Source organism: Sphingosinicella sp. YJ22 (assembly GCF_011320075.1).
In the GTDB taxonomy this organism is placed as follows: Bacteria; Pseudomonadota; Alphaproteobacteria; order Sphingomonadales; family Sphingomonadaceae; genus Allosphingosinicella.
Genome location: NZ_JAANPA010000001.1, coordinates 139,662 through 162,883, shown reverse-complemented (window position 1 = coordinate 162,883; position 23,222 = coordinate 139,662). Strand labels below are relative to the sequence as shown.

Annotated in this window: 15 protein-coding genes and 1 tRNA gene; 12 read left to right on the top strand and 4 right to left on the bottom strand. The window is 66.0% G+C overall.

Going from position 1 to position 23,222, the window contains the following annotated elements; translation table 11 throughout:
- Nucleotides 1-8 precede the first annotated feature (8 nt).
- A complete protein-coding gene (locus G7B71_RS00855; protein ID WP_166036866.1) occupies nt 9-4,511 on the top strand; it encodes a hypothetical protein in 4,503 nt (1,500 codons plus the stop codon).
- 10 nt (nt 4,512-4,521) lie between these two features.
- Here the strand turns inward: G7B71_RS00855 and G7B71_RS00850 are convergent, their stop codons facing one another.
- The 4 genes from G7B71_RS00850 to G7B71_RS00835 are packed head-to-tail and all read right to left on the bottom strand — an operon-like array spanning nt 4,522 to nt 10,985.
- Nucleotides 4,522-5,448 (bottom strand): HD domain-containing protein, encoded by a 927-nt coding sequence (locus G7B71_RS00850; protein WP_166036864.1) that lies wholly within the window; start codon nt 5,446-5,448, stop codon nt 4,522-4,524.
- Nucleotides 5,449-5,462: 14 nt separating this feature from the next.
- Nucleotides 5,463-7,463 (bottom strand): cytochrome c3 family protein, encoded by a 2,001-nt coding sequence (locus G7B71_RS00845; RefSeq protein WP_166036863.1) that lies wholly within the window; start codon nt 7,461-7,463, stop codon nt 5,463-5,465.
- A gap of 7 nt (nt 7,464-7,470) precedes the next feature.
- Nucleotides 7,471-8,340, bottom strand: a complete 870-nt coding sequence (locus G7B71_RS00840; protein WP_166036861.1) for a hypothetical protein — start codon at nt 8,338-8,340, stop codon at nt 7,471-7,473.
- A 32-nt stretch (nt 8,341-8,372) separates the two neighbouring features.
- A complete protein-coding gene (locus G7B71_RS00835; protein WP_166036859.1) occupies nt 8,373-10,985 on the bottom strand; it encodes a cyclic nucleotide-binding domain-containing protein in 2,613 nt (870 codons plus the stop codon).
- A 147-nt stretch (nt 10,986-11,132) separates the two neighbouring features.
- Between G7B71_RS00835 and G7B71_RS00830 the strand changes: the two genes are divergently transcribed.
- The 11 genes from G7B71_RS00830 to G7B71_RS00780 all read left to right on the top strand — a co-directional run bounded on the left by G7B71_RS00830 (nt 11,133) and on the right by G7B71_RS00780 (nt 22,878).
- Nucleotides 11,133-12,077 (top strand): tetratricopeptide repeat protein, encoded by a 945-nt coding sequence (locus tag G7B71_RS00830; RefSeq protein WP_166036857.1) that lies wholly within the window; start codon nt 11,133-11,135, stop codon nt 12,075-12,077.
- 60 nt (nt 12,078-12,137) lie between these two features.
- A tRNA-Glu gene (locus tag G7B71_RS00825) sits at nt 12,138-12,213 on the top strand.
- 94 nt (nt 12,214-12,307) lie between these two features.
- A complete protein-coding gene (locus tag G7B71_RS00820; protein WP_166036855.1) occupies nt 12,308-12,658 on the top strand; it encodes a DUF6538 domain-containing protein in 351 nt (116 codons plus the stop codon).
- A 166-nt stretch (nt 12,659-12,824) separates the two neighbouring features.
- Nucleotides 12,825-13,427: a hypothetical protein gene (locus tag G7B71_RS00815; RefSeq protein ID WP_166036853.1), complete on the top strand. Its 603-nt coding sequence runs from the start codon at nt 12,825-12,827 to the stop codon at nt 13,425-13,427.
- Nucleotides 13,428-13,457: 30 nt separating this feature from the next.
- On the top strand, nt 13,458-14,162 hold the full coding sequence (locus G7B71_RS00810) for a tyrosine-type recombinase/integrase (RefSeq protein ID WP_166036850.1): 705 nt from the start codon (nt 13,458-13,460) through the stop codon (nt 14,160-14,162).
- A 530-nt stretch (nt 14,163-14,692) separates the two neighbouring features.
- Nucleotides 14,693-16,711, top strand: coding sequence for a M13-type metalloendopeptidase (locus G7B71_RS00805; RefSeq protein WP_243406032.1), 2,019 nt, complete (start codon nt 14,693-14,695; stop codon nt 16,709-16,711).
- A 498-nt stretch (nt 16,712-17,209) separates the two neighbouring features.
- A complete protein-coding gene (locus G7B71_RS00800; protein WP_207774683.1) occupies nt 17,210-18,877 on the top strand; it encodes a peptide ABC transporter substrate-binding protein in 1,668 nt (555 codons plus the stop codon).
- 64 nt (nt 18,878-18,941) lie between these two features.
- The gene (locus tag G7B71_RS00795; RefSeq protein WP_166036848.1) at nt 18,942-19,859 is read left to right on the top strand and encodes an ABC transporter permease subunit; all 918 of its coding nucleotides are present in this window, start codon (nt 18,942-18,944) and stop codon (nt 19,857-19,859) included.
- Between the two features lie 27 nt (nt 19,860-19,886).
- On the top strand, nt 19,887-20,810 hold the full coding sequence (locus G7B71_RS00790) for an ABC transporter permease subunit (protein WP_166036847.1): 924 nt from the start codon (nt 19,887-19,889) through the stop codon (nt 20,808-20,810).
- A 62-nt stretch (nt 20,811-20,872) separates the two neighbouring features.
- On the top strand, nt 20,873-21,835 hold the full coding sequence (locus G7B71_RS00785) for an ABC transporter ATP-binding protein (protein ID WP_207774682.1): 963 nt from the start codon (nt 20,873-20,875) through the stop codon (nt 21,833-21,835).
- Nucleotides 21,751-22,878: an oligopeptide/dipeptide ABC transporter ATP-binding protein gene (locus tag G7B71_RS00780; protein ID WP_207774681.1), complete on the top strand. Its 1,128-nt coding sequence runs from the start codon at nt 21,751-21,753 to the stop codon at nt 22,876-22,878. Before G7B71_RS00785 ends, G7B71_RS00780 begins: the two co-directional genes overlap by 85 nt.
- Nucleotides 22,879-23,222: the final 344 nt, after the last annotated feature.

The following is a 23,222-nucleotide window of genomic DNA, read 5'->3' as shown; positions in this document are numbered from 1 at the left end:
TGAGCACGATGGGGGCGACGATCGCAGCACGGTTCGGCAAGTTCGCGATGGCGGCGGCGGTCGTCGTCGCGTCGGCCGTGTTCGGCGCGACCTATGTCGGCGCGGCGGAGAAGGAAAAGCCGGTCGTGCGCGACTACAGCCTGGTCCGCGCCGCCCCTGCCCCGCGCACCCAGGATTGGGCCGCCGCCCGCGCCAAGAGCGGCGAGGCGCGCACCAGCGGCTGCATGTCGTGCCACTACGACAGCGACGCCCACACCATGCACCGCTCGCCCGCCGTGGTGCTCGGCTGCACCGACTGCCATGGCGGCAACCCGCGCATCGCCGGCGATCCGAACCTGGCGCATGACGATCCGCGCTACGTCGCCGCGCGCGACCAGGCCCATGTGCTGCCGCGCTATCCGGGCGGCTGGCACTGGCCGTCGAGCGCCAATCCGGCGCGCAGCTACACCCTGCTCAATATCGAGGCGCCGGAATTCGTCCGCTTCGTCAATCCCGCCGACTATCGCGTGGTGCGCGAAAGCTGCGGCGCCTGCCATATCGAGATCATCGAGGCCGCGGAGCGGTCGCTGATGGCGACGGGCGCGATGCTGTGGGGCGGCGGCGCCTACAATAACGGCATCCTGCCCTACAAGAATTACATCACCGGCGAGGCCTATACCCGCACCGGCCAGAACGCCGTAATCGTGTCGCCGCCGAACGGCCAGCCGACCGCCGAGCAGCGCGCCCGAGGCGTGCTCGGCGCGCTCTATCCGCTCCCGACCTGGCACGTCTTTCCGCCCGCCGACGTGTTCCGCGTGTTCGAGCGCGGCGGGCGCAACATCGGCACCCAGTTCGCCGAGATCGGCCTGCCCAATCCGAGCGGGTCGATCCAGCGCCTCGAGGAGCCCGGCCGGCCCGACATCCGCCAGTCGAACCGCGGCCCCGGCACCGGCCTGCGCGTCGCCATCGCGGTGCTCAACATCCACAAGACGCGCCTCAACGACCCGTACATGTGGTTCATGGGCACCAACGACCAGCCGGGCGACTACCGTCATTCGGGCTGCGCCGGCTGCCACGTCATCTACGCCAACGACCGCCAGCCGCAGCACAGCCTGACCTATGCCCAATATGGCCGCGACGGTCAGACCCAGACCTGCGACCCGACCATCCGCAACCTCGCCCAGCACGACGCCCACACCGAGAAGCATCGCCGCGAGGCGCCTCTCCCGGTGACCGGGCAGCGCGCAGCCGGCTCACCCCTGTCGACGACCTGTGGCGAGAGCGCCGAGGCATCGCCACCGGCGGAGGCGCATGGCGAGGATCATGGCGATTCCGGCGACGCAACCGGCGCGGCTCCGGCCGACGCCAACCACGCGACCATGCGCGAGCGCGGCCACCCGGTGCGCCACGTCTTCACCCGCGCCATTCCGACCGCCCAGTGCATGACCTGCCACATGCACCAGCCCAATATCTTCCTGAACAGCTATCTCGGCTACACGATGTGGGACTATGAGGCCGACGCCGACCTCATGTGGCCCGGGCCGGAGAACCGGCTGCAGATGCCGGAAGGCTTGACCGCTGAGCAACAGGAGCGGTGGCGCGAAACCTACCGGCAGCAGCGCTATCCGAGCGCCAGCCAGACATTCGAGATCCTCGACCGCAACCCGGAGGCCGCCGCGCCGCGCGGCCTGTGGGGCGACGTCGACTTCCTGCGCGAGGTCTATGAGCAGATCAATCCGCGCGCGCGGATGACCCAATTCGCCGATTATCACGGCCACGGCTGGAACTTCCGCGGCATCTTCCGCCGTGACCGCGAGGGCAATCTCGTCGACGTGCGCGGCGAGCGCATCGACGTGACCGGCGCCGACGGCCGCCTTGCCAGCGCGGAGGAGATCCAGCGCCGCGAGGTGTTCCAGCGCAGCGGCGAGACGCTGTTCCCCGAGGTCGGCAACAATAACGGCCGCGCCGTCCACATGATGGACATCCATGCCGAGGTCGGCCTGCAATGCGCCGACTGCCATTTCGCCCAGGACGCGCACGGCAACGGCTTCCTCTACGGCGAGGTCGCCAACGCCATCGAGATCGGCTGCCGCGACTGCCACGGCACCGCGCGCGACTATGCCAATCTGCGCACGTCCAACGTGGCGGCGCCGCCGCGCGGACGCAATCTCGAGCTGATCCGCAACGAGGACGGCCGCCGCCGCTTCGAGTGGATGGAGTGCGGCCAGGCCCAGCAGATGGTCGCCGACGCGATCGAGCGCGGCGAGCAGATCCTTCCGCGCCAGCTGACCTGCCCCGACAATCGCCAGGTGCTGATCCAGCGTTCGATCGTCGACCCGAACCTGTTCTGGGTCGTCAGCCAGGTACGCGACAGCGTCGACGGCACGTTGCGCGACGCCCGCTGCCCGGAGGAATGGGAAGAGCCCCGCACCACCGGTCCCTGCTTCAGCATGCGCTCGGCGCGCTCCAAGCTGATGAGCGCGAGCAGCGCCGACCGCACCGACGGCCATGCCCCATTCGGCGAAGGCGTGCCCGACAACGACCTCGCCCACCCCGAAGGCGACATGGCCTGCTTCACCTGCCACCTGTCGTGGACGACGAGCTGCGCCGGCTGCCACTTGCCGATCGAGGCGAACTTCCGCACCTCGATGCACCATTTCGAAGGCGCGCAGACCCGCAACTTCGCGACCTACAATCCGCAAGTGGCGCGCGACGAGATGTTCCAGCTCGGCCGCCACCAGACCACCAAGGTCGGCGAGCCGGGACCGAACGGCGAGCCCCGCGGAATCGTCGCGCCGATCCGCTCGACATCGGCGTTGATCCTGTCGTCGACCAATCTCAACCGCGAGCGAATCTACATCCAGCAGCCGCCGATCGCGGCGTCCGGATACTCGTCACAGGCGTTCGCGCCGCATTTCCCGCACACCGTGCGGCGCACCGAGACCAAGACCTGCTCCGACTGCCATGTCAGCCAGAACAACGACAACAATGCGATCATGGCGCAGCTGCTGCTGCACGGCACGAACTTCGTGAACTTCGTCGGCCTGCACAATTGGGCGGGGCTCGAGGGCGGCTTCCAGGCGACCCGCGTGACCGAGTGGGAAGAGCCGCAGGCGGTGATCGGCTCCTATCTCCACCGCTTCGCCTATCCCGATTTCTACCGCCTCCATGTCGAGCGCAACGGCCGCCAGCTGATCAATTGGGAACGCGGCAACCGCCTCGACCGCAACCTGTCGGGCGAGACCCAGCACAACGAGGAATTCGCCAACATCCACCAGGGCACCGGGGGCGCGGTGCGCTGCTTGCAGATGCGCGGCGAATATATGTTCGTCGCCGAAGGCCGCGGCGGCTTCCAGGTCTATGACATCGCCAATATCGGCAACAAGGGAACCTCCGAGCGCATCGTCACCGCGCCCTTCTCGCCGCTCGGACACAACACGCGCGTGCCTAGCCGCAACGCGACCTGCATGGCGCTCGCAACCAACCAGCCGATCGATCCGCAGCGCAACGAGCGCATGGCTCAAACGGTTCGGGCGAATGCGGACGGCACCACGGTTTCGTTGCTCGAGGAAAACCAGGAGCAGCGCTTCCACCCGATCTACAATTATGCGGTGGTGACCGATTCCGAGGAGGGCCTGATCCTCGTCGACGTCCGCACCATGGCCGACGGCGAGCCCCGCAACAATTTCCTCGAGCGCACCCGCTTCGCCAATGGCGCCACCGCGTGGAACGAGAATGGAGTCCTCGCCGGCGCCCGGCACATCACACTGGCGGGCACCTACGCCTACGTCACGACCGCCTCCGGCCTCGTCGTGCTCGACCTCGACAATCCGCTTCAGCCGCGCGTGACGGCGACCCTGCCGCTTACCGACGCGCGCGCCTCGGCGGTGCAGTTCCGCTACCTCTGGGTCACCGACGCCGAGGGGCTTAAGCTGTTCGACGTCACCGACATGGCGCGTCCGGAGCCGGTGGCGAGCGGCACGGTGCGGCTGGAAAACGCCCAGCGCATCTATCTCGCCCGCACCTACGCCTATGTCGCCGCCAAGCATCAGGGCCTGGCGATCATCAACATCACCCGCCCCGACGCCCCACAGCCGCCTGTCTTCTTCACCGGCCAGCACGGGCAGCTGCTCAACGATGTCGAGGACGTCATCGTCGCGTCGACCAACGCGTCGCTGTTCGCCTATGTCGCGGACGGACGAAACGGAGTGCGCGTCATCCAGCTAACTTCGCCGGAGAGCCAGCCGGCGCTCTACGGCTTCTCGCCGCGGCCGGCGCCCGAGCTGATCGCCTGGGCGCGGACGCCCTCGCCGGCCCTGGCGCTGTCGAAGGGGCTCGACCGCGACCGCGGCGTCGACGAGACCGGTCACCAGATGGCGGTGTTCGGGCGCCTCGGCTCGCGTCCGTTCAACCGGGCGGAGATGGAGCAGCTGTTCGTCAGCCGCGGCCGTGCGGCGAGCACCGGCCGGCTCTACCAAGTCGACGACACCGGCAGCATGGCCGACTGGGTCGAGGCGACGCGGCGGAATTGACGGGAGGGGCTTAGGCCTCGTCCGGGAAAGCGTCCGGATCGAGCTGGCGCATCAGCTGGACGAAGGGAAGTGTCTCGGCGTCGAGCGCGGCGGCTTCGGCGGCGGCGATCGACTCGTCGAAATGGCAGAACAGCGCCTCGACCCGCGCCTGATGCTCCTCGTCCAGGCCGTCGAGCTCGCCATTGGCGAGGCATTCGCGGCGGCCGCGGGCGAATTCCGGCTGAATCCTCAGCCAGGCGACGTAGCGTCCGCGATAGTCGTCCTGATCGGCTTCGGCGATGTCGCTGCCGCGCCGCGCCCGCGCAAGCGCGGTCATGATGTCGAGATTCTCCTCGGCAAACAGGTTCGGCCCGTCGAGCCGGTACATGGCCGGGTCCATGCCCGAGGAGCCGATGTCCGCCAGCGCCAGGGCGCGCACGACGCCATGCTCGACCAGGAAAGGCTGTACGACGGTCGCGCACTCATGGTCCCAGCCGGGGATCGTGCCGATGATCGCCGACGCGACGATGCCCTGCTCCTCGGGCTGGAAGTCGACATCGAGCTCGGTCATCGCCTCGATCGCCTCATAGGCGCTGGCGACCTCGTTGCGGCCGGCGTGGCGGCGGCGATAGACCGAGCCGTCGTCGCGATGCTCCGGCGACCAATATTGGACGACGTCGTGGAACGCCGCGGCGATCACCAGCAGCAGCAGGTCGCGGTCCGACATGTCGATAGCGATTCCGATCGCACGGGCGCGGTTGATCACGCCGGCGGTATGCTCGCTATTGTGGTAATGCATGTGATCGGGGACGCGGCCGCTCTCGAACCGCGCGCGGATCACGTCGAGCGCGAGCGCCTCCGCCTTGGCTTCCGCTGCGGCATAGATGCTCGGGGCGCGGTCGAGGCTATCGGCTGATCCGATCTTTTGAATCGCCGACTTGCTCCCGTTGAGATCCAACTAAGCCGCCCCGATCATCTGGCCGCCGTCAGTCGCGCCACCGGCGTGACCGTCGTGTGCCATCTCTGTCCCCTGGCCTGACGCCTGACCAGCATCGCCGGAACGCCCTGGTTCAGGTGATAATCATGACACATCGAGCAGCTCGATTCCACGGCTTCGCGCCGTCCGCCTTCACCGCCGTGGCAGGACTGGCAACTCGCCATGTTCGGAAGCATCAGGTCCGTCGCCGCACGCGAACTTCCGGCCTGGACGTGACAGCTGAGGCAGGCCTGGTCGCCTTCGAAAGCAGCGCCGCGGGGGAAAGCCGGTGTCTCGCGCGGCCATTCGGTGCGGCGGTGGGGAGCGTGGCTGAACCAGCCGTGCAGGAGATAGCGGGTCGGGAAGGCGACCGGCCGCACGTGGAAGTCGAGCGGCCCGCGCTGGTCGACGACATGGCATTCGCCGCACGCGCCCTGCGGCTGGAACACCGCCTGGATCGCCTGCACCGCCGACGTGTTCGCTCCGGCGCGGGCGCGGGCATATTGAAGCGCGGCGCGAACCTGGCCGATGTCGCCGGGGCGGCGGCGAGCGGCCGAGCTCAGCTCCTGCGGCCGGGCCGGCGCGCGGCCACGATAGAATTCGCGCAGATCGGCGACGACCTGGTCCGGAGCGCCGTGGCGCAGAGTGCGCACGACATTGCCCTGCTGTTCGAAGCCGAGGCTGTGGCAGGAACTGCAATCCTCTTCCATGTTGATCGGCTGGAAGCTCGTCCCGTCCGGCGTCGCGGTGTGGCAGTCGGCGCAGCCGAGACCCGGCCGTCCCCCGTAACGCTGGCCGAGCCGCTGGGTCATCCGCGCGACGCCGCCTTCGGGATCGAGGTGCATCTCGTGCGGGAAGGCGAGATTGCTGTTCTCGCGGGCGCCGCGCAGATCGACTCGCGACAGCAGCGGCCGATCGCCGTCCCAGTTGATCAGTGCGAGGGGCCGGAACTCGGGATGACCCTCGGGATCGGGCCGCGGCGCGTTGCGCCCGAAGTCCACGACATTGCCGAAGCGCACGCCAGTCAGCCGGCTGTTGAGATCCGCGTGGCAGCCGGTGCAGTCGCTCTGGACCGTGTCGGCGAGCCGAGTCGGGCCCTCATGCTCGCGGTGGCAATCGACGCAGCGGCCGGCATTGTGGCCGAACGCCTCGGCAACGGTCAGCTGAAAGCGGGCGAAGCCGGTGAGATTCGGTTGCGAGCGGGCGAGGCGCGCGGCCGCTTCCTCGGGCCGGCGCTCGGTGTCGCCATGATTGGTGATGTCGCCATGGCAGCCCATGCAGGATTCGTCGCGGACGGGCTCGAACGGGCGGACATGGCAGGCGCCGCAATTATTCTCCAGGCTGGCATGCGCCTGGCTGAGATGGCCGCTGATCCACAGCCGGTCCGCCGCGAATCCCGCCACCGGCCTGACCTCGACGCGTTCCTGCCGCTCCGCCTTGGCCTTCCGGCCGTCCCCGCGGACCGGCTGCTGTTCGGTCTGGGCCTGGGCCTGCTGGCGCTGGCCGACGAACCATAAAGGCCAGGCCAGGAACACCGCCAGCACGACCACGGCCAGCACATAGGAAGCGACTCGCTTGCCCGGCATGACCGCGCCCGCGGCAAAGCGCGCGACGTCGGCGCGATCCTTCTCGTCGGCCGCGCTTTCGCCGACCTCCTCGACCTCGACCCTGATCTCCTCGCTGCCCGCGGCGGTCGGCGCGAAGCGCAGCAGATTCTTGCCGATCCTGAGGTCGCCGCCGGTCGCGAGGTCGATGATGCCGGAGGTGACCTTGCGGCCGTCGAGCTCGACTCCGACGCCCTCCTCCGCGGAGACCTGAAGCTGCATCGGCGCGACCCGTTGCACCACTGCGTGGCGGAGCGCGGCATTGAGATCCGCCAGGCGGATGTCGCTGGACGGATGGCGGCCGATCGTGAGCGTATCGCCCTCGACCGTGATCGCCTTCACGATCCGCCGGCCCTGGGCGCTGTAGGATATCCGCTCGACGAGGAAGGTCATCGGGCCATCACCAGTAATAGAAGACGCTGAGGATGTGGACGGAAAGAGCGGCGATCAGGGCGAAGGTCGTCGGCACGTGGATGAACAGCCACACCTCGAGCCGCGCCTTGATCTTGAGCTGCCTCCGGATGCGCGCCAGCGCCGCCGCCTTGCGCTCGAGCAGTTGCACCACCGCACGGATCGCGTCCTCCTGCTCCCCCGTCGCGGTGGCGAGGCGCGCGCGCATGTCCTGCAAGGCGCGGGCATTGCGGCAGTTGCGGTCGCTGCCCGACAGCCGCGCGAAGATGCCGGCGCGGAACGGGTTCTCCTTGAGCGAGGAGCGGACGATCTCGGTGTCTTCCAACAACTGCGCCGCGATGTCGATCTGGCGGTCGAGCTTGGCGATCGTCTCGATCATCTGCGAGCGGGTCATCTCGGAGCGATTGTCGCTGAGCGCTTCGGGCAGGGTCGAATAGGCGATGATGCCGTAGATCCCGGACAGGATCACGATCATCATCAGCACATAGGCCAAAGTGTGCACGTTCCAGCCGAGCTGGAAGCCGGTGTGCAAGGTTGCGATGACGATGAGCGACAGGCCGAGATAGACATGCGCCGACGTCCACGCCTTCAGCGAGAAATAGCCGCGCGTCATCGCCCGCTTGCGCACGCCGAGCATGGTCAGCCACAGGATCAGAAGCGCGCCGATCGTGCCGAGCGTATAGCCGTACCAGCTGCCGCCATTGTGGCGCGGCTCGACGTCCACGCCGAGATAGACGATCAGCGCCGCGATCGAGAGGCCGAGCGCGATCTTGAGCCAGCGATGATTGCGATGCTGCAGGAAGCCCTCATGCGCCGAGGACCGGCTGCGCTCGATCTGCTTTGCCCCCCGGGTCGCCATCTAGAGCGCCGCTCCCCTGCCCGCCGTCACGCTCATGCCTCCAGCCGCGCCACGGTGAGGAACTCCTCCGGCTTGACTCGAATCGCGGCGCCGGTCGGGCAGGCCCGCACGCAGGCCGGTCCGCCGGGGATCCCCGAGCACATGTCGCACTTGATCGCCCGCTTCTTGGTCAGCTCGGCATCCTTCTTCTCGTCGCCGGTCAGCGGCAGATTGGCCTTGGCCCATTTCTGGCTGGGTTCGCCCGGCCCGGGTCCCCGCCCGAAGAACAGCCAGGACAGCAGGTTCGGCTTTTTGGGCGGGACCATCTCCATTCGGATGACGCCGTAGGGGCAATTGCGCTGGCAATTGCCGCAGCCGATGCAGCTGTCGTCGATGAACACCTCGCCGTCCGGGCCGCGATGGATGGCGTTGGGCGGACAGTCGGCCATGCAATGCGGATGCTCGCAATGGCGGCACGAGGTCGGCACGTGGAGATGGGCGTAGGTCTTGCCGGCCTCGCGATTGAGGCGCGACAGGCCGTCATGGCTGTCGGCGCACGCCTTCTCGCAATTGTCGCAGCCGACGCACAATTTCTCGTCGATCAGCAGCACGTCGGTGGCGTCGCCAATGCCCTGCTCGACGAGGAAGGTCGCGACCGACGAATAGAGGTCGACGGCGCCGCTGAAGCTCTCCTTCTTCGCCTCGATGAAGGAGTTGAGCCGCTGGCGGTTGGCCATGTCGGTCTCGAACCGCTCGCGCAGCCGCGCGTTGCGGGCGAGCAGCGCGCGCATCTTGTCGCCGTTGAGGCGGATCACCTCGGACTTGATCGCGGCGCGCACGGTCGCGGTGCGGCGGCCGCCGTCGAGCAGCGCCATCTCGCCGACATAGGAGCCCGCCGGCAGATAGGAGAGGAAGACCGGGCGGCCAGCGACAGTGCGCTCGACCACCATCGAGCCGACTCGGATGACGAAGACATCGTAGCCTTCCTCGCCTTCGTTGATAATCGCCTCGCCGGCTCTCACCCGAACGATCTTGTAATCGTCGAGGACGTCGGCGAGGTCGGCCGAAGTCAGGCCCGACTTGAATATCTGCAGCAATTGCCGCTCGACCGAGATGCGGGTGACCGCTTCCTTGGCCGCCGGCACCGCGGCCATCAGCTTGAGCGCGGAGAGACGCGAGACCTCGACGATGATCGCATCCTCGGCGGCGCGGACCGTGGCGCCGCGGGGGCGCCCCGAGATCAGGCCGACCTCGCCGAAGATCGAGCCGGTCTCGATCGGCACGGTGATGCTGCGGTCCCGGGGGTCGACCTCGACCAGCACGCTGCCCGAGGCGATCGCGAACAGCGACGAGCCCGGCTCGTTGCGCTCGAATACCGTGTCGCCGGCGCGGTAGAAGCGCACGTCGCTGTCGAGCATGAACTCGCGCATCTGCAGCGGCGACACCCCGTTCAGGATGATCACGTTCTCGCGCAGGAACTCGAGCCATTCGTCGACGCTTCGGCGGCCCGGCAGGGCGCTGAACTTGGCGGCGAGAAGCGGCGTGTCGACCGGCTCCAGGCTGGTGTTGCCGTTGATGAACTCGACGACGTCATAGCCCTGGTTCATGCAATGCTTGATCAGCGGATAACCGGCCAGAGCGCCGACCACGAAGATCCCGGGAACGGTGCTTTCGAACTGCGGCGACAGCTTGGGATAGGCTTCCCGGTCGGGACTGCTGAACTCGATCCCGGTGCCCGGCTTGATCACCTTTTTGGGCTTGCCGCCGTCCGGGTCCTCCTGCTCGATGAAGGTCGCGCAGCAGCCTTCGACGAAGGCGCGCGGCGGTGCGGAGCCCATGCGCGCGATGATGCGGTCGCAGCGGAAGCGCTGCGGGCCGTCGCGGGTCTCCACCGTCAGCCAGCCATTCTCGACCAGTGCGGGAGTCGTCTCCGGCATCACCGTCAGCCGGCCCTCGTCGCGCGCTGCGAACATCGCCTGCACGTTGGGGCCCTTGGCGCGCGAGAAGTCGGCGGTGCGGTTCAGGATGGTGACGACGTTGTCGAGCTTGGGGTCCTCGAGCAGGCCGAGCGCATTCTCGATGCCCGCGTCGCCCGCTCCGACCACGGTGATATGCTCGTTGTCATAGGCGTTGGGGTCGTCGAGCTGATACTGGACGTGCGGAAGGTCGCCGCCGGGAACGCGCATGCGGTTGGGATTGCCCTGGGTGCCGATCGCCAGGATCACCTTCTCGGCGCGGATCTCCTGGACCTGGTCGGAACCGGCGCCCGCGACATTGGGACCGTGGGGCTCGCCGGGCTTGTCCGGACGCTGCCAGCGGTTGGCGGCGCCTTTCACCTTGAGCACGAAGTCGCCATCCTGCCCGGTGATCGACAGCACCTCGGCATTGATCAGCGCGTCGATCGCGAACTCCGCCGCGAGATCGTCCCAGAGGCCGAGCACCGCCTCGCGCTTGCCGGCGTCGAACTTCATGTCCGAACGGCGCGGCAGCTGGACGGGCGTCGCCATCACATGCTTGCCCTTCTGGTATTTGTAGATCGTGTCGGAGAGGTGGTCGGACTTCTCGATCAGCAGGTGCGAGATGCCAAGCTGCTTGGCCCGGGCCGCGGCGCTCAACCCCGCGGGACCGGAACCGACGATGGCAATCCGAACCTTCTGTTCCGACACGCGATCCCTTCCCCCTTAGGACCTGCGAAGTGGCAAAAGGCCGGCGGTCGTGCGCCGTCGGCCCCTCATCGGCCGCACAGTCTAGCAGCTAATCCGCGTTCCGCCAGACCTTGACGTGCGCCGATATGCTGAAATGATCGCGGGTCTATGGCCGACACCACGACGCCCGCGCGGCGCATCCAGCCCGCCACCATCGCGCTTGCCCTCGCGGCCTTGCTGGCGCTCGTCACGATCGTCATCGCGCTCACTCGGTCCGACGAGCCGGGCGCCCAGCCGCGAAGCGTCGCCTCGGCCGCGCCGGACCAGCAGGCCGGCAATATCGAGCAGATGATTGCCAGCCTCCGCCAGCGCATCGCGAGCGACCCGGACAATGCCGAGGCGTGGTTCCTGCTCGGCATGGCCTATCGCGACACCGAGCAGGTCCAGCCCGCCGCTCAGGCGTTCCGCCGCGCGATGGAGCTTCAGCCCGACAACGTCATGCACGTCGCCTATCTCGCGGAATCGCAGCTTCTGCTCGGCACCGAGCCGGGCCTCGCCGAGGCGCGCCGACTGCTCGACCGGGCGGCGACGCTCGACCCGCGCGAGCCGATGGTGCGCTTCTACCGGGCGACGTTGAAGGACCGCGACGGCGACCCGCGCGGCGCGGTCGACGATCTCGTCGCCCTGCTCGGCGACGCCCCGGCCGGCGCCGGCTGGGAGCCGCAGGTCCGCGGTGCCGCCCAGGCGATCGCCCGCCAGCACGATATCGACATCGCCGGCCGACTGCCGGAGCCGCGCCCGGCGCCGGCTTCGACCGCCACCGCAGCCATTCCCGGCCCGACCCGCGAGCAGATGGCGGCGGCGAGCGCCATCCCGCCGGCGCAGCAGAACGAGATGGTCAAGGGCATGGTCGACCGCCTCGCCGCCCGCCTCGAGAGTAACCCGCGCGACGCCGAAGGCTGGGTCCGGCTGATGCGCTCGCGCATGGTGCTCGGCGAGCGCGACGCCGCCGGCGCGGCCCTGCGCAGCGCGCTCGCGGCGTTCGACGGCGACGCCGAGACCCAGGGACAGCTGCGCACCGCCGCCCGCGAATTGGGCGTACCGGGCGCCTGACGCGGCGCGGCTTGACAGCCGCCCCCCTCGCCCCATATGCGCCACCCCTGCTCTTCGAGCGGCCCCTTCGTCTAGCGGTCTAGGACGTCGCCCTCTCACGGCGAAAACACGGGTTCGAGTCCCGTAGGGGTCACCAGAACTGCCGAAATCGGCGGAATCGCGGAAAACCGCCACTTTCACGATCGCTTTACCCGTCCTTGCATACAAAGGATGCGTACAAAGTGATCCGAATGACAGCACCGTCCAAAGACCCCCGCACCGGTATCTATTATTTCCGCAAGGTGATCCCGCCAGAGTTGCGACCCGCCTTCGGCAAGCGGGAATACAAGGTCAGCCTCGGCACCCGCGATCCGGTGGAAGCAAAGGCGCTAATGCCCGAGCGCGCCGCTGCCTATGAGCGGCTGGCCATCAATGCCAAGGCATTTCTCTGTGGTGGGGTGAGCGCGCAGGCGAACCACTACGTTGAACGGTGGCTTCAAGAAACGCGCCGTGATGGACTGTGGCTGCGAATGGCCGTACGCAAAAATGGCATCGTACCAGCGCCTCGCTGCCGAGCGTGGCATCGCCGGGCCGGCTCCTGACTATGTCTTCGAGCCGGAGAGTCGATACGGCGAGGATGACGCCGTGATGCTCCGCACCTTCCAGGGCGAGCGCCGGCTGCCATACCGGATTTGCCTGCAGGAGGTTAGTCGGTTGGCGCCGGAAGCGTTCGCATGACCCTCGGGTCTCGTGTTGCAGCGCCATGGATTGCCGACCGACGAGACCCTCCGTGAGGCAATCGCGCGCCAGTTACAGCGCCGGACGCTCGAAGCGCTCATTGAGGCCCTTCAGAAAGAAAACACCCGCGAGGTCGCGACTTGGTCCGGGCCACCACCGCTCGTTGTCATTCAGGGCGGTCTATCGGCATCCGCCGATGCCCCCGTTCACGTCGCGGGGCCCGTAGTGGGTCTCACGGTGAGCCAAGCCTTTGAAGCTTGGCGAGACTATTCCAAGGGCCGCTCCCGCAAGCCGCAGCTGGTACAAGAGTGGGATCTGGCGGTCCGGCGGTTCGTCGCCATGTTCGGTGACATCGACATGGACCATATCCGCCCGCAGATGGTTCGCGACTTTCGCGAGAAGCTGCTCGAGCTGCCCGGACGGACGAAAAAGTCGATCAAGGCGCTCCCACTAGATAATGAGGCTGCGGTGGCCGCCAATGAAGGCCTGCCGACGCTCGCACCGGCGACGGTAAACAAGGCCCTCTCTGCGCTACGATCGATAACCGAACACGTCATCGACAAGATGTCGAAGGTACCCCTCCAGCTGAATGCGGCGAAGCAGGCCAAGTTCGTGGAGGTGGAGGAGAGCTAGGAGAAGCGGCTGCCGTTTGACGAGGATGACATGGAGGCGATCTTCCGCGACCTCGTCATCGAAGACGCTACGGGTATCAGGCCAGGAGACGCTGTTCTGGATCGACCTCCTCGCCCCCTTCACGGCTGTCGCCTGGAGGAAGTCGGTACCCTTCGTCCATTCAACGTTCGGTCGGAGCAGGGGATCTGGTTCATCGCGACCGAGCGAGACCGCGCTCAGGTTCGTGCAGACAAGGACCAGGATGAGAAGAGCCTTAAATCCTCGAACTCCGATCGGGACATCCCGGTCCACCCGGTTCTGCTTCGCGCCGGCTTCATCGAATTTGTCGAACGTCGTAAGGCCGAAGGAGCCGAATGGCTGTTCCCCGACTTCAAGCCCAACAAATTCGGGAAGCGGACCTCCAGGGTATCGAGACTCTTCGCCCGATATCTCGAGGACATCGGCATCACCGACGACGAAAAGGTATTCCATTCCTTCCGCCACTCGATCCGCCGCAACCTTCGCGGTCGAGCCAAGGAAGAAATGGTTGACCTGATCTGCGGCCATTCCGACGGGAAGGTCGGGCGCCGCTACGGCCGCGGTGCAGACATGCGGCCGTTGAGGGAGGTGATCGAGTTGATCGATTATGGCGGCCCTGATTGGTCAAAGGTCGTCGCACATGCGCGTGGTCTCGGTGGCCTAGACCCGGAGGCGACGGAAGTCACCCGCGGCCTCCAATTCCGACTGCCGGTTTGATGATTGGAACTACCCCCTAGCGCGCACCAGCGCCAGGGGGTGGTTCGATCGGTCAAGGCCGGTTTCGTCGCGCAGCTCGCCCCCGCGTTAAGCGCGAATGGTCGAATCTGGCCGGAAGCCGACGGTCCGCTCCTAGCGGAGATGTCGTGAATGCGGTCGCTCATTCATGAGGAACAGCTGCGATTTATATCGTGCTGCAGGGCCCCGCCGAGACTGTTTCCAAGGCGAGATACCTGTCCGGGAATCGTGAGGCGAGCTTTCTCCCCTTGCAGTTTCAGTCCGATGCTCATTCATTTTCGATCCTGGGAAAACCTGTTACTCACCTCCTCGCCGTCCTTCACTCTTGTGCCAGACGGGCCATCCCCGGTCGGAGAAGTTGCTTGAGAAGCAAGTTGTTCGTTGCTGCCACCCTCCTCGCCGCTTCCGCTCCAATTGCTCTCGCCGCGCAGCAATCCGGATCATCCGCCCGCCTGCCGGCTTGCGCCCGCGGGCCAGGCGACGATCGATGCATTCAGCTCTACGAGCGCGGCGTGCGTCGAAGCGACGCGGGCACGACTGTCACCCGTCCGGGGGGCTCCACCGACCGGATCGCGAGCCAGCGCATGGGAGTGTGGGGTTTCGACGCGTCAGGCATGGATCGCAATGTCCGCCCGGGCGCAGACTTCTTCGCCTTTGCAAACGGCAATTGGGCGCGCACCACGCAGATTCCCGCCGACCGCTCGAGCTTCGGCTCGTTCAACGTGCTTCGCGACCTGTCCGAAGCGCGGGTTAGGCAGCTGGTGGAGAATTACAGGGTCAACGACAGCAATGCCGACCGCGCGAAGGTCGCGACGCTCTACGGCAGCTTCATGGACGAGGCGCGAGTCGAGCGGCTCGGCGCCAGGCCGCTTCAGCCCCACCTGCAGCAGATCCGCGCGGCGCAGAGCAAGGACCAGATCGCCGCGTTGATGGGCCGGTCGATGAGCGGCCCCGGCGCCAGCTTCTTCAGCATGGGCGTCAATGACGATTCGCGCGATCCGGAGCATTATGCGCTGGGCCTACGCCAGTCGGGCCTGGGCCTTCCGGACCGCGACTATTATCTGGAAGAGAGGTTCGCGCCGCAGAAGGCGCGCTACCAGCAATATGTCGCGCAGATGCTAGGCCTCGCCGGTTGGGAGCAGCCGGAGCAGGCGGCTGCCGCGATCGTCGCGCTGGAGACGGAGATCGCCCGCGCCCACTGGAGCCGCGCCGAGAGCCGCGACCGCGACCGTACCTACAATCCGATGACTCCGTCCGAGCTGCAGGCGCAGGCGCCGGGCTTCCCGTGGGCGACCTTCTTCCGTGCCGCCGGAGTCGACCACGCGGAGCGTGCGATCGTCGCGCAGAACACCGCTGTCCCCCGGCTCGCCGAGATCTTTGCGAATGCCGACGTCGGGACGCTGCGCGCATGGCAGGCCTTCCACACCGTCGAAGACGCGGCGCCGCTGCTTTCGCGGCAGTTCGTCGACGCGCAGTTCGACTTCCGCTCGCGCTTCCTCCAGGGCCAGCCGCAGCAGCGCGAGCTTTGGAAGCGGGCAGTCGCATTCGCCGAGGACGCGATGGGGGAGGCGATCGGCCGCGACTATGTCGAGCTTTACTACACGCCCGAAGCACAGCGGCAGATGGCAGAGCTGGTCGCCAATCTTCGCACCGCGATGCGAAGCCGGCTCGAGAACCTCGACTGGATGACACCGGCCACGAAGCGGGAGGCGCTCGCCAAGCTCGAGACCTTTACCGTCCGCATCGGTCACCCCGATGAATGGCGCGATTATTCGGCGCTGGAGGTTCGGCCGGGCGATCTGTTCGGCAATGCTCTGCGCTCTCGGGCGTTCGAGTGGGGGCGGGACCGTCGGCGAATCGGCCAGGACGTCGAGCGCGGTGAGTGGGGCATGACGCCGCAGACGGTGAACGCCTATTATAACCCGCCACGGAACGAGATCGTTTTCCCGGCCGCGATCTTGCAGCCGCCCTTCTTTGATCCGCAGGCGGATTCGGCGATCAACTATGGCGCCATCGGCGGAGTGATCGGCCACGAGATCATCCACGGCTTCGACGATCAGGGCCGCAAGTCAGACGGTCGCGGCGTGCTTCGCGACTGGTGGACCCCCGAGAATGCCGCGGCGTTCGAGGTGCAGGCAGCGCGCCTCGGTGCCCAATATGAAGCGGTCGAGTTCCCGCAGCTTCCGGGCCAGCGCATCAACGGGCGCGTGGCTATGGGCGAGAATATCGGCGACCTCGGTGGCCTCACCATCGCCTACGAGGCCTATCGCAATTCCCTCAACGGTCGCGAAGCGCCGGTGATCGACGGATTCACCGGCGACCAGCGCTTCTTCCTCGCCTGGGCTCAGGTTTGGCGGACCTTGTTCCGGGACGATGCTCTCCGGCAGCAGCTTGCCACCGGACCGCACTCGCCCGGCATGATCAGGGCCTACGCACCGCTGCGCAACATCGATGCGTGGTATCGGGCGTTCGACATCCAGCCCAGCGATCCACTCTACATCCCGCCAGAGCAGCGCGTCCGCATCTGGTAACCGGCTTCGAAGGCGGCTGCCCCCTCACAGGGGTGGCCGTCGAAGCCCGGGGTTGATTCGGCGCGACATGATCGCGCACCGGCGGAGGGCGGCGAACGGACGTGCTGCGCCGAGTTTCGAGCGTCACCGTGTCTCAGACCACGAAGTCACGTGCGGCCGGCTTCCGCTTCGTCGCTGACGACAATGCCCGCATTGGGTCGAGATCAGACTTAGCAAAGCTGGCTGAAAGAATTTCCGGCTTTTGACGCGGCGAATGCAGCCCAGAACGGCCGCAATAGGGGCTTAGCGGCGCACGCCGCGCTCGGCACCGGCGCAGACCCACAGCTGAAGATCCATACCGAAGCCACTCGAGGGTGGACCATTCGCCCCGGCTTGTGAGCTGGAACAATCCGCGTGGTCGATCAATTGTTACGCATCCAGCCTGCTGCGGACCTCCGAGCAAAGGGCGGACCAGGGGTTTCAGAGACCGCTCCAGCTTTGGAGCCTAAGGAGCAGCCTGTGCGCGTCGGTACCTTGGCCACAGCCATCAAGGCTTTTGCAGCCCAATTCTCAAGCTCGTTCCTCAGCGTCGCCATTGTCGCGATCTGCTTCACGGTGGTCGCCTGCGGCACGCGCGAGCGCGAGGTGGATATCGCCGCGAAAAACGGCATTCTCCTCATGGGAAATGGCGCCGAGCCCAAGGCGCTCGATCCGCATCTCGTCACCGGCGTTCCGGAGAACCGCATCATCTCGTCGCTGATGGAAGGCCTGATCTCCTACCATCCAAGCAACGACCTCGAGCCGGAGCCCGGCGTCGCCGAGCGCTGGGAGCATAATGCGGACTTCACCGTCTGGCGGTTCCAGCTGCGCGAGAACGCCCGCTGGAGCAACGGGGAGCCGGTCACGGCTGGCGACTTCGTCTACAGCTGGCAGCGTATCCTGAGCCCTGCTTTGGGCGCTGAATATGCGTCGATGCTCTACGTCATCCGCAACGCGGAGGCCTTCCACCAGGGCCAGATCAACGACTTCAGCCAGGTCGGCGTCAGGGCGCTTAACCCGCGCACGCTGGAAGTCACGCTTGCGGGACCGACGCCTTATTTCCTCAACATGCTGAAGCATTACAGCTTCTTTCCGGTCAACCCGCGGGTGGTCGAGCGGTTCGGAGGCATGACCAACCGCCAGAACAGCTGGTCGACGGCGGAGAATTATGTCGGCAACGGGCCCTTCCGCCTCACCCAGTGGACCACCAACCAGGTCATCAAGGTCGCCAAGAGCCCCACTTATTGGGACGCGGCGCGCGTCAGGCTGAACGAGATCCACTTCTTCCCGATCGAGAATGTCCGGACCGAGGAGACCGCGTTCCTCGCCGGCAGGCTGCATCTCACCAGCACCGTGTCGCCGGACCGGATTCCAACCTTTCAGCGCGAGAATGCCGAACAGCTGAAGATCGATCCCTACCTCGGCCTTTACTTCTTCCGGATCAACGTGACGCGTGAGCCCTTCAACGATCCGCGCGTCCGCGAGGCGCTTAACCTTGCGATCGACCGAAGGATGTTGGTGGAGCGGGTAACCCAGGGCGGCCAGGCTCCCGCCAGCGGCATCGTTCCCCCCGGCCTGCAGAACTATCCGGCCTCCCAGCAGGTGCAGTTCAATCTCCAGCGCGCGCGCCAGTTGCTGGCGGAGGCCGGCTTCCCCGGCGGTCGAGGTTTTCCCCGCAAGGAGATCCTGATCAACACGTCCGAGGCCCACCGCAAGATCGCGGAAGCCATCCAGGCGATGTGGCGCGAGAATCTCGGCATCGACGTCGGCATCTACAACCAGGAATGGAAGGTCTATCTCGATAGCCAGAGCCAGCTGAACTACGACCTGTCACGGGCCGGCTGGATCGCAGATTACGCCTACCCGATGACGTTCCTCGAGATCTTTACCACGGGCAACGGCAATAACGATACGGGATGGAGCAATGCGCAATATGATGCGCTGATCCAGCAGGCCCGCACTGCGTCGACCGAGCCGCAGCGCATGCAGCTGATGCAGCAGGCCGAACGGCTGCTGCTGACGGAGCTGCCGGTGATCCCGATCTACTGGTATACGCGAATCTATCTGAAGGATCCGCGCGTCCAGGGTTGGAATCCGACGCTGCTCGACAACCGTCCCTACAAATATGTCTCGATCAGCAGCGGTTGAGCAAGAGATGCGCGCTGATCGGAAAGGCTCGGCCAGACCCGCCGGGCACCGGACTCCATAAGCCATGGCGAAGTTCATCGCCCTGCGGTTTCTGCAAGGCCTGCTCGTGCTGCTGGCCATCTATGCCATCACCTTCTTCCTGGTAGCGGCGACCCCCGGCAGCCCGTTCAGCTCGGAGCGCGCGATCCCGCCCCACATCCTGGCCCAGATCGAAGCCTTTTACGGCTATGACAAACCGGTCCTGGAACGTTTCTGGACGTCACTGACCAATACGCTGAGCGGTGAATTCGGCCCCTCGGCGGTTTATGCCAACCGGTCGGTGACCGACATCATCGCCGAATCCTTCCCGGTTTCGTTGAAGCTGGGGTCCATCTCGCTGCTCGCGGCCTTGCTTATCGGCATCCCCACCGGGATCGTAGCGGCGGTCAGGCGCAACACCTGGCTCGATTATGTGCCGATGTCGGTTTCGATGGCTGGTATTTGCCTGCCCACCTTCGTGATGGGCCCCTTGCTCGCACTGGTGTTCGGCTTGATCCTTCGCCTCCTGCCGGTTTCCGGCTGGTATGGTCCTGAATATATCATTCTGCCGGCTGCAACTCTCAGCCTCTATTACGCCGCCTATTTCGCGCGTCTCACGCGCGGCGGCATGCTGGAGATGCTCAACCAAGACTTCGTCCGCACGGCCCGGGCCAAGGGCGTCCCTGAGTGGACCATCGTCTGGAAGCATTGCTTGAAGGGCGGGCTCATCCCCGCGATCACCTTCCTGGGACCAGCCCTTGCCGGGATCATTTCCGGATCGTTCGTGGTGGAGACGATCTTCCAGATACCCGGTCTCGGCCAGTGGTTCGTGAAGGCGGCGCTGAACCGCGACGATTTCCTGATCCTGGGGCTGACCGTGCTGTTCGCGGCCTTGATCGTCGTCATGAACCTGCTGGCCGACATCGCTCACGTCGCCCTCAACCCGCGGCTGAAATATGAGTGATCTGATGCGAACCGGGAGACCGCGGCCATGAGCGGTTCGGTAGAGGCCGTGCTGGGCGCAGACGAGGATGTCGGGCGCGAACCGGCCACGCCGGAGATCGAACGTGGCGCTTCGCTCTGGCGGGACGCATGGCATCGGCTCGGCAAGAACAAGCTGGCGCTGATCAGCCTGTTCGTGTTCATCGCCATCGCGCTGTTCTGCGTCGTCGGGCCCTTCCTCTCCCCTTGGGATAGCCAGCAGCAGGATCTCATGATAGGGGCGCAGGGGCCCTCCGCGACCCACTGGTTCGGCACCGACACGCTCGGCCGCGACCTGATGGTCAGGGTGATGGAGGGCGGGCGCATCTCCCTGATGGTCGGCCTGATCGCGACCTTGGTCGCCCTGCTGATCGGCGTCCTCTACGGTGCCACCGCCGGCTATCTCGGCGGGAAGACCGACGCAGTGATGATGCGTCTGGTCGACATCCTCTATGCGCTGCCATTCACCATCTTCGTGATCCTGCTGATGGTGGCGTTCGGCCGGTCACTGTGGCTGATGTTCGTCGCGATCGGCTTCGTCGAATGGCTCAGCATGGCGCGCATCGTCCGCTCCGGCGTGATGGCGCTGCGCAAGCAGGAGTTCATCGAAGCGGCCGTCTCGCTCGGCTACAGCCATCGCCGCATCATCCTGAAGCATCTGATCCCCAACGTGCTCGGCCCAGTGATCGTCGTTGCTACCCTGACGGTGCCGGCGGTCATGCTGCTCGAGGCTTTTCTCAGCTTCCTCGGCCTTGGCGTTCAGCCGCCCAACGCGTCCTGGGGAGTGCTGATCAACGAGGGCCAGCAGAACATGGAGATCTTCCCGTGGCTGCTGATCTTCCCCGCTTTCTTCTTCGCGCTGACCCTGTTCTCGCTAAACTTTTTGGGCGACGGCCTGCGTGACGCGCTCGACCCCAAGAGCGCGAGGGATTGACCGCTATGGCGCTCCTCCACGTCCAGGACCTCAAAACCTATTTCTTCATGCGGGGCGGGGTCGTGCGCGCCGTCGACGGCGTCAGCTTCGAAGTCGAACGCGGCCAGACGGTCGGCATCGTCGGTGAATCCGGCAGCGGCAAGTCGGTCAGCTGTTACTCCATCCTCCGCCTGATCGATGAGCCCGGACGAATCGTCGGGGGGTCCGTGATGTTTGACGGCGAGGACCTGCTCCAGGCCACGAACTCCCGGATGCGGGAGATTCGCGGCGGACGGATCTCGATGATCTTTCAAGACCCGATGACCTCGCTCAATCCGTTCCTGCGCATCTCGACCCAGATGGTCGAGACGCTGAGGCTGCATACCGACCTCGATCAGCGCGCGGCGCTTCACAAGGCAATCGCCGCGCTCGAGGAGGTGGGGATTGCCGAAGCGTCGAAGCGCATTCATTCCTACCCGCACGAATTCTCCGGCGGCATGCGCCAGCGGGTGATGATCGCGTCCGCCTTGCTTACCGAGCCGGACCTGTTGATCGCCGACGAACCGACGACCGCGCTCGACGTCACCATCCAGGCGCAGGTCCTCGATCTCCTCAAGCAACGGCAGGAACGGCTGGGCACGGCGATCATCCTCGTCACCCACGATCTGGGCGTCGTGGCCGGCACGTGCGAGCGGGTGAACGTGATGTATGCCGGACGCGACGTGGAGAGCGGCACCGCCGATCAGATATTCTACGACCCGCATCACGCCTATACCCAGGCGCTCCAGAAGGCGATCCCGTCGCTCCAAACGAAAGGAGACCTGCTATATACCGTACCGGGGATGCCTCCCGACCTCAGCAAGCCGGTCCAGGGTTGCGCTTTCTATCCGCGCTGCCCCTATCCCAAGCTCGCCCCGCCTGACGGCCCGCCACCCGAGCTGGTCGTGCTTACCGAAGGCCATTGTGCGCAGGACTGCCAGTATTGCGATCGAAGCAAACCGATCGAGGACGTGCTGACCAGCGACGTCACGGAGGCGTTCGAATGACCGACGCCGCCATCAGCGAGCGCAAGGAGACGGGCGAGAGCGGGCCCCGGGAAGATTTTCTCGTTCTGGATTCGGTCAGCCAGCATTTCGATCTCGGCACGGGGTTCTTCGGGCGCGGGAGCCGCGGGGTCATCAAAGCCGTCGACAACGTCTCGCTCTCCATCCGCCAGGGCGAGATCCTCGGCCTCGTCGGCGAGTCCGGCTGTGGGAAGACCACGCTCAGCCGCACCATCATGCAGATCATCCGGCCGACTTCGGGGCGGATCTTTCTGGAAGGAAAGGAGCTCAGCTCCCTTTCCGACCGGGAGGTTCGTCACGAGCGGATCAATTTCCAGATGATCTTCCAGGATCCCTACGCGTCGCTCAACCCGAGAATGACGGTATTCGACGCACTCGCCGAGGCGATCCGGACGCGCCACCCCGGGGTCCGCGGGACGGCGCTGCGCGAACGGGTCGTCGAGCTCCTCAGGCTGGTCGGCCTCAGCCCCGCCCAGATGAAGAAATACCCGCATGAATTCTCCGGCGGGCAGCGGCAGAGGGTGGCGATCGCGCGCGCCCTTGCGCCGGAACCGAAGCTGATCATCGCCGATGAACCGGTGTCGGCTCTGGACGTCTCGATCCAGTCGCAGATCCTCAACCTCCTCAAGAAGCTGCGTCGGGACATGGGACTGACGATGATCTTCATTTCCCACGATCTGTCGGTGGTCCGCTACATCGCGGATCGAATCGCGGTCATGTATCTGGGGCGGATCGTCGAGCTGGGGGACGCGGAAACCGTCGTCGATGATCCGCTCCACATCTACACGCGCGCCCTGATGAGCGCGATCCCGCAGCCTGATCCTCGGATCGAGCGTAGCCGGAAGCGCGTCATCTTGAAGGGCGATCCGCCTTCGCCTCTCAACCCGCCGACCGGCTGCAGCTTCTGGCCGCGAAGCCCGATTCCTCACGATGAGCGGATGAAGGTGGTCGAGCCCGAGCTGGTCGAGTTTCACCCCGGCCATTTCGCACATGATTGTCCCTTCTGTCTGCAACGCGCAGCCTGACGGAGGCCGCACCCGGTTGCTTTAGGTGCGGTCCTAGACGTCCGTCCTGGGTCGAAACACGGACATAACCAGGCGAGCTGAACGACCGTCCGGTATACGTCGCGGCGAACGCGGTCCGAAGCGGCCGCGATGGGCGCTAAGCGGAAAGGCACGAAATGGCCGAAATCAGCCCGTCTCCCTTTCGCAACGGGCGAGAGTAAGCATACGAAGGCGCGACCGTTGACGCTCATGCCGTTTGAGCGCGTTTGACTGGCTCGAGCCACTTTGCGGCAGCAACAAAGCTGCCGCAGAACCATTTCGATCGCTCGCCCGTTACCCTCCATATCTCACAACAATTAGGAGGC